Raw genomic sequence first — 12,301 nt, forward strand, 5'->3', positions numbered from 1 at the left:
GGTCACCACGGGGCGGACGGCGTTCCGTCGGGGTCGAGCCCGTGCTGCCTGGGCGGAACCCGGCCCGCGTCGGCCCCCGGGCCGGCGCGGACCGTGGCGACCTCAAGGGACGCCTCGCCCGAGTCCGCGGCCCTCAGCAGGTGCCGGCGGGCGCCGACGGCGGCGCCGGCCGACGCCCGGCCCGGGGCGTGTCCGACACGGCCCGCCGGGCGCCCTCGCGGCCGTGTCCGTGACGAACGGGTTCCCCGGAAGCTCCGCGGAAGCAGGACGCCGCCGTGCCACCCGGAGACCGGGCGGCACGGCGGCGTTCGGAACCGTCCGGGGTCAGGCCGCGAAGTAGCCGCTCAGGTCGGCGACCACGTGCGTGGAGCCCCAGTGGTTGAAGAGCGTCACCCGGCCGTCCACCACCGGGACGACGACCAGGTTGGCCCTGGTCTGCCCGGCCGTGAAGTTGAGGTTCGACACGTCCGGGCGAGCCGTCCCGTGCGGGTGGACGATCAGGTGGCTGCCCGCCGTCGGCTCGGTGACCGTGACGTTCAGGACCACGGCGGTCACCCCGGTCGCCGGGACCCCCTCGATCGCGGTCACCGGCACGCTGACGATGTCGCCGGCGCCCACCGTCCCGGCCCGGGCGCCGACACCGTTGCGGGTGTCCAGCAGCCGGACCGGGGTGGTCGGGGAGAAGGCCGAGCCGGAGTCCCCGTAGTAGCCGGTGACGTCGGCGATCAGGTCGACCGAGCCCGCGTTGTTGCGCAGGTCGACCTTTCCGTTCACCACCGGTACCGTCACCAGGTTGGCGACGATCTGTCCGGCTTCGAAGTTGAGGTTGGAGACGCCCGGCAGTGGCCGTCCGTCCGGGTAGACCGTCAGGTGTCCGGCCTCGGTCGGCTCCACGGCGGTGACGTTCATGACGACGGCGGTGACGCCGGTGGCCGGGACGCCCTTGACGCCGGCCACCTGCAGGGCCACCACACCGCCGGGGCCGACCCGTTGGGCGGGGGCGCCGGTGCCGTCCCGGGTGTCCAGGAAGCGGGCCGGAGTGATCGGCGTCAACGCGGAGCCGGTGGCCCCGTCGGTGTAGTAGCCGGTGACGTCGGCGAGCAGGTCGACCGAACCGGCGTTGTTGCGCAGGTCGACCTTCCCGTTCACCACCGGCACCGTCACCAGGTTCGGGACGATCTGTCCGGCCTCGAAGTTGAGGTTGGAGACGCCCGGCAGCGGCCGTCCGTCCGGGTAGACCGTGACGTGGCCGGGCCCGGTCGGGTTGACGGCGGTGACGTTCATGACGACGGCGGTGACGCCGGTGGCCGGGACGCCGTTGACGCCGGCGACCTGCAGGGCCACCACGCCGCCGGGGCCGACCCGTTGGGCGGGGGCGCCGGTGCCGTCCCGGGTGTCCAGGAAGCGGGCCGGAGTGATCGGGACGAACCGGCTCCTGGCCGGGGCGTCGGCGGCGGTGACGGTGAAGGCGCTGGGCAGCGAGACCCCGTAGACGTCGTCGAGCTGGATGCCGTAGCTGCCCGGGGCCAGGCCGTTGGTGTCGAGCAGCACGTCGAGCGCGGTGCCGTCGGTGTTCACGGAGAGCGTCGACATCATCGGCCTGCCGGAGGAGCCGTTGCCCACCAGCTTGGCCCTGCTGCCCAGGTGGAGCCCCTTGCCCCGGATCACGGCCTGGACCCTCGTCCCGGTGGCGCCGCTGGACGGGCTGACCGAGGTCAGGGCCGTCGTCGGCCGCGGTGTCGGGCAGGCGGAGTCGCAGACGCCCTGCATGCTGTACTCGACCGGCGTGCCCGCCGTGGCACTGCTCAGGACCAGCACGGCCTGCTCGGCCTGCGAGTCGGAGGAGCACCGGCCCCCGAAGGCCCCGTAGTTGGTGCTGCACTGGTAGCCGTAGTCGCCGGTCCACTGGGAGTCCCGAAGCAGGCGAAGACGCGGGATGTCGCCCGGCCCGGTGGCGCTGCTGGTGCCGACCACGTTGAAGGACTGCCTGGCCTTCATGTCGATCACCGCGCAGTAGGCGGTCGAGTCGTCGGTGAGCACCCCGCTGCGCTGCGGGAAGCCCTCGACGGCGATCGGGTTGGCGGCGCACTCGGGTGCCCAGCCCGCGGCCGTGTGCACCTTCCAGGTGTCCACGCCGGTGTGGATCGGCCTGTCCTGGTACCCGGAGGCGAGCACGATCGCGGTGTACGAGCCCGCGCCGGTGAGCTGGCAGGCCATGCCGAACTGGGTGCAGAGCGGCTTGGCCTCGCTGTCGACCACGCCGAGCAGCGCGTTCGCGCCGTTCGGGCCGTCCGAGGTCCGGACGCCCAGGGTGTACTTGTCGCTGCTCGCGGCGGTGACCCGGACGCATCGGGCGTCCAGCGCCGAGGTCAGGTCGAAGGAGATGCCGGGGCCGCCGACCTTGGTCGAGGCCGGGGTCAGGCAGTTCGCGCCCGGCGAGATGTCGCGCCGGACGAGCTTGTACCCGTCCGCCCCGCCCCAGCCGTTCAGCAGCGCGGTGTACGGGACGTTGGCGGCCAGCCGGCAGGTCTTGGCCGAGTTCTGGGCCGAGATCCCCGCGCAGACCGGGGCGCCGGCCGCGTCGACCACCGACAGGTCGGCGTTGAGCTGGTTCCTGAGATTGGTGTAGTCGACCATCTCGGCGGTGGAGTGCTGGTTCGCGGGCAGGAACAGGCAGGCCTGCGGCGCGGCCGCGGTGAGCGGGACCTCGACACCCCAGGTGCCGTCGAACCCGCTCTGCGGCCAGGCGGCGCAGCCGCCGGTCTCCTCGGTCCGGTGGACCACCAGCCCGTAGGCCTTGGACGGCGTTCCGGTCAGCACCGCGCGGAACGGGGCGGTGCCGGTCAGCCTGCAGACGGTGGACGCGGTGCCGATCTCGCACTGCTTGCCACCCGAGGCGTCGACGACCTGGCCGCCGACCGCCGCGCCGTCGGCGGGCGGCCGGTTGAGCAGGTAGACGCCCTTGCCGGACGCGGTCGGCAGGGTCAGGCAGAGCTGCTGGCCCGGCCCGCCGAAGGTGCCCGTGGCCGGACCGGCCGTCAGGCCGGTGTCGTTGGCCGCGATGCAGCCCCGGGTCTCCCTGGCCGAGTGGAAGGCGATGCCGAACGCGCCGACCGGGGGCTTGTACGCGTCGACGGCCCAGGTGTAGTCACCCGGCGTCAGGTCGCAGGCGCCCTGTGCGCAGGGTCCCCCTTGCGAGGTGCCGTCGGCCGCGAACAGCCCGCCGGAGACGGAGCCGTCGTTCTTGACCGGGGCGAAGTCGTACCGCGCGGACTCCGGGACGCGCAGCGTCCGGCACCGTGCGGCGGAGGTCAGGTCCGGGGAGACGCCGAACGCCTGGGGCTCGACCAGCGTGCAGCCCTCCGGGCGGGAGAGCCGCGCCGCGGAGACGCTGTACGTCTGGGCCGCGCCGTTGTAGCGCTGGACGGTGATCCGGAACGGCGCGGGGCCGGTGAGCCGGCAGTCGGGGTAGGTCCCCTTGCCGCAGACCTGGGCGCCCGTGGCGTCGTAGACGACGGGGGTGACGCCCGGCTGGGTGGCATCGGTGCGGAGCATGTCGCCGGCCACGAGGTCCTGCACCTGGTAGCAGTCACCGGCCGAGCCCAGCGCCAGGGAACCGTTGAAGACGGTCGGGGAACCCAGGGCGAGGTCGGTGGCGCCGACCGTCCGGCAGGCCGTGGTGGACTGCAGCGGCAGGTACGAGAGTGCGAGACCGGTCGGCGAACTGGTGACGGTGCCGACCCTGAGCGTGTACGTGCCCGCCTGGGTGGTGGCGCATCGCAGTGCCTGACTGCTGCCCCAGCTCGGGCCGACCGGGTCGTCGCAGCTCACGGTGGTGCCGTCCGGCGCGACCACGGTCGGGATGATCGATCCCTGGGCGGCGACGATCTGCACGAGCAGCAGGTCCTTCTGCTGCGGCAGGGTGAGACTGAAGGCGGCGGTCGCGCTCACGTCGAGGGTGCAGCTCACCACCGTGCCGGGCTGCAGCGCCGTCGGGCACGGGCCGCTCGGGTCGGCCTGCCGGAGCTCGCGGGCGAGGGCCTCCTGGTCGGCCTTCTGGTCCGACGCGGCGGCCGGGGCGCCCGCATTCGGAGCTCCCGCGGTCGGGCTCGCGGTCGCGCTCGGGCCTGCGCCCGGGTCCGCCGGAGCGTCCGCCTGCGGCGCGGCGGCCGCCGTCGGCGCTGCCCCTACCGCCGAGGCCGGTGCGGCCTGGCCCACCAGCGAGGCCAGGACGGCCAGCAGCAGGGCCCCGGAGGCGGCTGCACGGCCGCCTCCACCTCGCTTCCGCTGTACTCGTCTGCCGATCGGCAGCACGTTCATCTGCTCCCCCCACCTTGGACAGGTCGCGCTCACGAAAAAATCACACATGTGATCGAGCGGGCGGAGTCTAACGGGGTGTACACGCATCGTGCCATCGGATTCCAGGCCGTCGGCCGGCCGGCCCCGCGCCCGTACTGACGCAGCGTCAGATCCCCGACGGCGGGGCGCGCTCGGGCCCCCTGTGGCGGGAAGGAGGTCGAGGGCCTGCCGGGCGAGGCGGGCAGGCGTGAAGGGGCTTCGGGTCCTCGCCTCGCCCGGTCGGGCCGCCGGACGAGGGCAGGGGGTCGCGCGGTGGGGCGACCGGCCCCGGCCGCGCCGCGGCTACGCCGACAGCGCCTCGTCGTCCTCCGCCGGCGCGCAGGCGGAGGCGAGGTCGTCGAGGGAGAGGTCGAGGGCGTAGGCGAGCGCGGCGACGGTGAAGAAGGCGGGGGTGGGTGCCCGGCCGGTCTCGATCTTGCGAAGGGTCTCGGAGGAGATGCCGGCCGCCGCCGCCACCTCGACCATGCTGCGGGCGCCGCGCGCCTCGCGGAGCAGGGCGCCGAACCGCTCGCCGCGGTCGCGCTCCCAGGGGGTCAGTGGGGTCCTCACCATGCGCCAATACTAATACCGCCGCAACCGTGATAGATATACCGGTATAAGAATTGGTTGAATGGATCGAGGGGATCAGCAGCATGGTCGAGCTCAAGTCGGAGGCGGCGCTGGCGGCGATGCGGGAGGCAGGACGGGTGGTGGCCGACGCGCTGGCAGCCGTCGAGGCGACGGCGGGCGTCGGGGTGAGCCTGCTGGAGCTGGACGGGGTGGCGCGGGAGGTGCTGCGCAAGGCCGGGGCCACCTCACCGTTCCTCGGGTACCGGCCCTCGTTCGCGCCGGTGCCGTTCCCCGCCGTGATCTGCGCCTCCGTCAACGACGCCGTCGTGCACGGCATCCCGGACGGCTACCGGCTGCGCGACGGGGATCTGGTGAGCATCGACTGCGGGGCCGTGCTGGACGGGTGGGCGGGCGATGCCGCCGTCAGCTTCGCCGTCGGGGCGGCTCGGCCCGCGGACCAGGAGCTGATCGACGCCACCCGGCGGGCGCTGGAGGCGGGAATCGCCGCGGCCGTGCTCGGCAACCGCACCGGCGACATCGCGCACGCGATCGCCAAGGTGGCGCGCGGGGCCGGCTACGGGCTGCCGGAGGGGTTCGGCGGGCACGGCATCGGGCGGCGGATGCACGAGGATCCGCACGTGCCCAACGAGGGCCGCCCGGGCCGCGGGTACCCGCTCAAGCCGGGACTGGTCCTGGCCATCGAGCCGATGCTCACGGCCGGCGGCCGGGACGACCACGACACCGACCCGGACGGCTGGACGCTGCGCACCACCGACGGCAGCCGGGCCGCGCACATCGAGCACACGGTGGCGATCACCGAGGACGGTCCCCGCGTCCTCACCCTGCGGTAGGCCCGCCCGGTGGCCCCACGACCCGGCCACCGCGCGCTCCCCGGGCCGGCCGTGGCGGTGGCCCTGGCGGGGGTGGAGTCCCTGGCCCGGGCTGTGGCCCTGGCGGTGGCCGTGACGGACGCCACGCGCCGCTGACACCGCGTCCGGAGTAGCGTGCGGATCATGACCGATCAGGACTTCACGGTGCGGGTCACCGTCCGCGGCTACGAGACCGACGCGCAGGGCCACCTCAACCAGGCGGTGTACCTCCAGTACGCCGAGTACGCCCGTTGGGAGTACCTCCAGTCGGCGGGCGTGCGTCAGGCCGACCTGCTGGCCAAGGGGATCGGCCCGGTGGTGCTGGAGACCACGGTCAAGTACCGGCGGGAGCTGCGCGCGGGCGACGAGGTGGACGTGAGCTGCCGGTTCGTCTGGGGCGGCGGCAGGACCTTCGAACTGGTGCAGGCCATCACCCGGACCGACGGGGTCCTCGCCGCCGAGGTGACCTGTGTCGGGGGCTTCCTGGACCTGACCGAGCGGCGGCTGGTCGCGGACCCGCGCGAACCGATGCTCGCGCTGGCATTGGACCCGGGGCTGCTCGGGCTCTGAGCCCCGCCCCCGAGCCCCGCCTCTGCGCCCCACCTCTGCGCCCCACCCCTCCGGGCCCCGTTCCCGCTCCCGCCCCCGGCCCCGGCCGCCGGGCGTGGCGCCACCCGGGCGGCCCCACGGAGGGGCGGCCCGGCGGGCGGTCACCGCCGGGTCGTCCGACCCTTGAACGAGGTGGCGTCCGGCGGGCCGGTGCGCAGGGGCTGGAGGTGGGCGAGGTGATCGGTGGGGTCCACCTGGAGGCGCAGTGGCGTCGGGAGGCGCTGCGGACCAACCTGTGGGTGGTGCCGATGCTGGAGGTGCTGCTCGCCGCGCTTCTCTTCCTGCTCACCTGGTCCCTGGACCGGGCGGCCTACCGGGGCGACCTGTCGCTGCCGACCTGGGTCATCAGCGGCACGGCCGACGCCGCCCGGCAGATCCTCGCCGCCATCGCGGCGGCGCTGATCACCGTCGTCGGCGTGGTGTTCTCGATCATGATCGTGACCCTGACGCTGGCCTCCACCCAGTTCGGGCCGCGGATGCTGCGGACCTTCATCCGGGACCGTAGCACCCAGCTCACCCTGGGCACCTTCGTCGGGACGTTCGTCTACGCGGTGCTCTCCCTGATGGTGATCGGACCGTCCTCGCACGGCGACTTCGTCCCGCACCTGTCCATCACCGTGTGCATGGGCCTGGTGCTGGCCGACCTCGGGGTGCTGATCTACTTCATCCACCACATCGCCACCTCCATCCAGCTGCCCCGCGTCATCGCGAACATCGCGGCCGAGCTCTCGGCGGCGATCGACGCGGGCGCAGGCGAACCCGCCCGCGGCGGCGGCGTCGAGCGGGGGCCGCCCGAGGCCGAACTGCACGCCCGCCTGGACGCGTCGGGGGCCGCCGTGCCGGCGCCGGCCAGCGGCTACCTGCAGTTCGTTCGGCACCGCACGCTGGTCCGCATGGCGTCCGAGCTCGGCGCCGTCATCCGCCTGGACCAGCGACCTGGCCACTTCCTGGTGCAGGGGCACCAGCTCGCCACGGTCTGGCCCGCCGAGGCGGCTGACGAGGTGTCCCGGAGTTTCGCCCGAGCCCACATCACCGGCCCGACCAGGACGCTCGCCCAGGACATCGCCTTCGCGGTGGACCAGCTGGTGGAGATCGCCATCCGGGCGCTGTCCACCGCGGTGAACGACACCTTCACCACCCTGACCTGCATCGACTGGCTCGGCGAGGGGCTGTGCCGGATCGCGTCGCGCTGGCAGCCGGACCCGGTCCACCGGGACGCGGACGGCTACATCCGGGTGATCGCCACGCCGGTGAGCTACGAGCGGCTGGTGGAGCGCGCGTTCGAGAAGATCCGCCAGACCGCCCACGGCATGCCCGCCGTCCTGATCCGGCAGCTCGACGCCCTGGCGGAGATCATGGTGGAGACCAGGACCGAGGAGCAGCGCCAGGTGCTGCTCCGCCAGGCCGGGATGATCGAGCGGCTGAGCGCGGAGTCGGTGGCCGAGCCGGCCGATCGCGAGGACGTGCACCGCCGCTACCTGGCCGTCCTCGCCGCGCACGCGAGCCGCACCGGCCGGGGCTGACGCCCGGCCCGACCACGGCCACCCGGGTCCCGGCCGCGTGGGTAACGGCTGCGCGCCCCCGGCGGCGACGGTCACCCCGGTGGCGACGGTCACCCCGGGGACCAGGTCACCCCCGGTGCCGCGGCACGTCCGGTCGCCAGGCACGTCCGGTCGCGAGGCGCCCCCGGCCCGAGGCACCCGGGGCCCGGGAACCCTCAGGGGCCGAAGCACCCCGGCGCCCGGCCGACCCCGAGGGGGGCCGTGCGCCGGAGCGCCGATGACTTGACGGACCCTACGAGAGCAGACCGTTGTAGTCGGGGAGCTTGAACGTCCGGTCGGCGTGGCCACCCTCCAGGTCGGTGGTGTTGTTGCCGACGTTGGCGATGATCGTGTAGCCCTCCGCCTCGACCGCGGCGCGCTGGGCGGTCTTGAAGTCCTGCACCGGCTGGAACAGGTCGTCGAGGTCGCGGCCGTGCAGGCCGTCCACCGGGTAGCCGGCGCGCTGGAGGGCACAGCGGGTCAGCGAGTCGATGAAGTCCGGACGCGCGGTGATGAAGACGACCGCGACGCCGCGCGAGTGCGCGTAGGTCGCGAGCTCCAGCGAGGCGCCGATGGCGGGCTGGCTGAAGGGGTGGAAGTGCGTCTGGAGCGTCGTGTTGTCGATGTCGAACACGATCGCCGGGCGGACGGCCGCGCCGGGGCCCGAGGTGCGCTGCTCTATGTAGGCGCGGGCCGGGGCGAGGGCCGCCCGGACGTCGGCCAGCCACTGGCTCTCGGTCACACCCGTTGCGGAGAGGGGTGCCGCGGCCGGAGCCGGGACCGTCGCCCGGGCGACGGCGGGTGCCGAGTGGGCGGGGGCGGCGGCCGCCGCCGGGCCGGCCAGGCCCGCGAGGAGTGCGCCGGCCAGAACAACGGGGGCGGCTGCTCTGCCGACCAGTCTCATACCTGCCACCGGGGAGCCTTTCTGTCATGGTGTCGGAATCCGCGAGGTGACGAACACGACGCGGCCATGGCAAATCTTGCACACCGTTAGGTCCCGCAACAGGACTCTTGCTTACCGACAGGTAACAATCTTCTGTGCATCCGGCGAGTGAACTCCCCGGACACCGCGCGGAGCCGGCCCGGTGCGACGGAGGCGGTCCGGTCAGCCGAGCAGTCGCAGCCGCGTCGCAGCGACGCCCAGCCGGACGCTCTGGCCCCAGGTGAGCTCCAGCGCGTCCGTCTCGATGCCGTCGCCGAAGGCGACCAGGCGGTCCGACTCGACCGTCAGCACCAGCTGCCGGCCGGCGTCCAGCACCCCGTGCACCCGGCTGGTGCCGGTCGCGGGGGAGGGCCACGCCTCGCGGACGAACCAGGCGAGCGCGGGTGCTGCCGCCTCGGGCAGGGCGAGCGGTCCGCCGCGCTCCAGCCAGGCCGACCGGCACCAGCCGGTGGCGCCCGTCCCGGTGCCGACCAGCACCCCGGAGGAGGCCTGCGGCTCGCCGGAGTCCGGCGGCGCGGCGGGGCCCCGCGGCCTTGCGGAGCCCCGCGATGCGGACGGGTCCGCGGAGAGCGGGGGTGTCTCCGCGGAGGCGGCCCCGGCCCCGGTCACCGTCAGCCGGTACCGCGCCGTCTGGTGCCCGGGCTGCCCGACGTACACCTCGTTGAGTGCCAGCAGCCGCTGGGTGTCGTCGGCGACCGCCTCGACCATGGTGCGCTCCTCCAGGTGCCGGGAGCCGCTGCGGGCGACGGCGGCCGGGAGGAGGGCGGGCAGCGCGTCGGCGCGGTGGCGGACCAGGACGCCGGGGTTGCGGCCCGGGTCGGCGTCGACGCCGATGACCGGCTGGCCGTCGAGGTACTTGGCGACGTTCGCGACCAGGCCGTCCTGGCCGACCACGACGACCACGTCCTCCGGTTCGAACAGGAACCGGGGGAGGTCGGCCCGCTCGACCCGGGTGCGCCGCCAGTCGAGCGGGACGGCGGCCGCCGCGCGGGCGAGCGCCTCGGCCTGCCGGTGGTGGCGGTGCTCGACCTCGGCGACGGAGCGGCCGCGGGAGGAGAGGAAGAACGCGGCTTGCCCGGGGGTGCCGTGGTGGGCGAGCAACTCCTCGTACTCGGTGCGGCGGTGGACCAGGACGGCCCGGGGTGCGAGCGTCACCGCTCACCCGCCGGGCCGGCGAGCTTCGCGAGCAGCCCGCTGAGCAGGTCCGGGGTGAGGGTGACGCTGTCGATCCGCGGCAGGTGCTCGGCCAGCCGCATCAGGGCGAGCGCCCGCAGCACGGCCGGGTCGGCCTGCTGGTGGGCGGCGAGCCAGGCGGCCTCGGCGGCGGCCTTGGCCTCGCCGAGCGCGCGGGCGGCGTCGGCCTCGGCACCGGAGAGCGCGCGGGCGGCCTCGGCCTCGGCGGTGGCGAGCCGGGTACGCCGTCCGGCCTCGGCGTCGGCGCGGACCCTGTCGGCGACCGCCTCGTCCTCGGCCTGGAGGCGCGCGTTGGCACCCTGCTGGGTGATCAGCTGCTTCTCCCGCCGGGCCAGTTCGATCCGGTTGGCGAGTTCGTTCTCGGCGATGCCGCGCTCGTGTTCGACGGCGACGGCCCGCCGTTCGAAGGTGGCCCGGTCGGCCTCCTGCTGGACCAGTTCGCGGGCGGGGGTGCGCAGGGCCCGTTCGACCTCGGGCTCGGGGCGCAGCGCCACGACGCGGACGGCGATCACGGCGAGCCCGGTCTCGGTGATCCGGGGTTCGGCGGCGAGTCCGGCGGCCATCCGGTCGCGGACGGTGCTGACGCCGTCGACCAGTGCGGCGGCGAGCGGGGTGCGGGCGAGCAGGCCCAGCGCGTGCTGCTGGGCGGTCTCGGTGAGCAGGGTGGCGATCTGGTCGAGCGGCGCGGCGCGCCAGGCGCCGGTGTCGGGGTCGATGCCGAAGTCGACGCGGGCGGCCGCGGTGGCGGGTTCGGTGATCCGGTAGGTCAGCGTGGCCTGCACGGTGACGTCCTGGAAGTCGGCGGTGCGGGCGTGGAAGAGCATCGCCAGTTCGCGGTCGTCCACCGGCACCTCGGAGAGGGCGGCGGTGAGCGGGCGGAACCAGAAGGCGAGGCCGGTGCCGTCGTGGGCGACCTTGCCCCGGTCGAGGTGGCGGATGTGGGCGGTGGGAACGGCGCGCAGGTGGCGCAGTCCGAAGCGCCGGGTGATGTCGGCCATGAGCGGGACCCCTTTTCGTCAGTGCGACGATATTGCGCGCGCGACGATCTCGTCAAGATGACGAAAAGGGGTTTCCGGACCGGTGCCGGGCGCCGTGGGAGGATCGGCGGGTGCTGAGGATGCGAACGAACACACGGCGGAAGCGGCACCAGGGGGCGGGCCGCGCCCCGGCGGCCCTCGCGGCGGCCCTCACGCTGACCGCCCTCGCCGCCGCGCCGCCCGCCCGCGCGGCCGACGGCGCCGGCCAGGCGTTCACCATCACCGACCCGCGGATCACCGAGTCCAGCGGCCTCGCCGCCAGCCTCGCCCACCCCGGCGTCTACTGGACGCACAACGATAGCGACGACGGCCCCTACGTCTACGCCGTCGACTCGCAGGGCCGCACCGTCGCCACCGTCACGCTGCGCGGCACCGAGCCGCGCGACGTCGAGGCGATCTCGCTCGGTCCCGACGGGCGGCTCTACGTCGGGGACCTCGGCGACAACCTCGGCGGCAAGTGGTCCGAGGTGTGGATCTACTCGTTCGCGGAGCCCGCCGAGCTGCGCGACCAGTCCGTGGACGTGATCCGCTACCGGGTCCGTTACGAGGACGGGCCCCGCGACGCCGAGGCGCTGATGGTCCACCCGGTCACCGGCCGGGCGTACATCGCCAGCAAGAAGCAGGGCGGGGGCGGCCTCTACGAGGGCCCGGAGAAGCTCTCCACCGCCGGCATCAACACCTTCCGCCGGATCGGCGACGTCCCGTGGGTCACCGACGGCGCCTTCTCGCCGGACGGCACCCGGCTCGTCCTGCGCGGCTACCTCTCCGCCGGGCTGTACCGCTGGAAGGACGGTGCGCCCACCGAACTCGGCCCGCTCGCCGCGCCGCTGCAGCGCCAGGGCGAGTCGGTGACCTTCACGGCGGACGGCCGGTCGGTGCTCTACGGCACCGAGGGCAAGGACAGTCCGGTCTGGCGGGAGCCGTTGGACGACGGCCAACTCCCCGACACCGTCAAGCCGCTGCCGTCCGCCCCGCCGTCGGGCGGGGCCGGGGCGCCCCCCGGCCGGGCCCCCGGCGCCTCGCCCTCGGCGGGTTCCGCGGCCGGCTCCTCCGGCTCCGCGGACGGTCCGTCGGACGGCGCCGTGGGCGTGGTGGCCGTCCTCGCCGTGGTGGGTGTGGTGCTCGGGCTGCGGAAGAAGCGCCGGTCAGACTGACGTGCGCTCATCAATCCGGTCGGGCGGCCCGAACGGGCGTGGGCGA

General features: G+C 74.5%; 9 protein-coding genes. 4 read left to right on the forward strand and 5 right to left on the reverse strand.

Features of this window, described 5'->3' with window-relative positions; all coding sequences use genetic code 11:
- Positions 1 to 324 precede the first annotated feature (324 nt).
- The gene (locus tag ACFC1F_RS23505) at positions 325 to 4,320 is read right to left on the reverse strand and encodes a hypothetical protein (protein ID WP_376160986.1); all 3,996 of its coding nucleotides are present in this window, start codon (positions 4,318 to 4,320) and stop codon (positions 325 to 327) included.
- Positions 4,321 to 4,641: 321 nt separating this feature from the next.
- Positions 4,642 to 4,911 carry a helix-turn-helix domain-containing protein gene (locus tag ACFC1F_RS23510; protein ID WP_376160988.1) on the reverse strand — a complete coding sequence of 90 codons (270 nt, stop codon included), beginning with the start codon at positions 4,909 to 4,911 and terminating at the stop codon, positions 4,642 to 4,644.
- A gap of 80 nt (positions 4,912 to 4,991) precedes the next feature.
- Here ACFC1F_RS23510 and map point away from each other — a divergent pair, with 80 nt between their 5' ends.
- The 3 genes from map to ACFC1F_RS23525 all read left to right on the forward strand — a co-directional run bounded on the left by map (position 4,992) and on the right by ACFC1F_RS23525 (position 7,909).
- Positions 4,992 to 5,759: a type I methionyl aminopeptidase gene (map, locus tag ACFC1F_RS23515; RefSeq protein ID WP_376160990.1), complete on the forward strand. Its 768-nt coding sequence runs from the start codon at positions 4,992 to 4,994 to the stop codon at positions 5,757 to 5,759.
- A 162-nt stretch (positions 5,760 to 5,921) separates the two neighbouring features.
- Positions 5,922 to 6,347, forward strand: a complete 426-nt coding sequence (locus ACFC1F_RS23520) for an acyl-CoA thioesterase (RefSeq protein ID WP_376160992.1) — start codon at positions 5,922 to 5,924, stop codon at positions 6,345 to 6,347.
- A 215-nt stretch (positions 6,348 to 6,562) separates the two neighbouring features.
- Positions 6,563 to 7,909, forward strand: a complete 1,347-nt coding sequence (locus ACFC1F_RS23525) for a DUF2254 domain-containing protein (protein WP_376160994.1) — start codon at positions 6,563 to 6,565, stop codon at positions 7,907 to 7,909.
- A gap of 271 nt (positions 7,910 to 8,180) precedes the next feature.
- On the opposite strand, the gene ACFC1F_RS23530 is transcribed toward ACFC1F_RS23525, so the two are convergent.
- From ACFC1F_RS23530 to ACFC1F_RS23540, 3 genes are all read right to left on the reverse strand, one after another.
- A complete protein-coding gene (locus ACFC1F_RS23530; protein WP_376161059.1) occupies positions 8,181 to 8,831 on the reverse strand; it encodes an HAD family acid phosphatase in 651 nt (216 codons plus the stop codon).
- A gap of 201 nt (positions 8,832 to 9,032) precedes the next feature.
- Positions 9,033 to 10,025 (reverse strand): hypothetical protein, encoded by a 993-nt coding sequence (locus ACFC1F_RS23535; RefSeq protein WP_376160996.1) that lies wholly within the window; start codon positions 10,023 to 10,025, stop codon positions 9,033 to 9,035.
- Entirely contained in the window at positions 10,022 to 11,062 is a 1,041-nt protein-coding gene (locus tag ACFC1F_RS23540) for an SPFH domain-containing protein (RefSeq protein WP_376160998.1), read from the reverse strand. The genes ACFC1F_RS23535 and ACFC1F_RS23540 overlap by 4 nt, the downstream gene beginning before the upstream one ends.
- A 119-nt stretch (positions 11,063 to 11,181) precedes the next feature.
- Between ACFC1F_RS23540 and ACFC1F_RS23545 the strand changes: the two genes are divergently transcribed.
- Positions 11,182 to 12,255, forward strand: coding sequence for a hypothetical protein (locus ACFC1F_RS23545; RefSeq protein WP_376161000.1), 1,074 nt, complete (start codon positions 11,182 to 11,184; stop codon positions 12,253 to 12,255).
- Positions 12,256 to 12,301 lie beyond the last annotated feature (46 nt).

The sequence above is a fragment of the Kitasatospora sp. NPDC056181 genome, assembly GCF_042266225.1.
In the GTDB taxonomy this organism is placed as follows: domain Bacteria; phylum Actinomycetota; class Actinomycetes; order Streptomycetales; family Streptomycetaceae; genus Kitasatospora.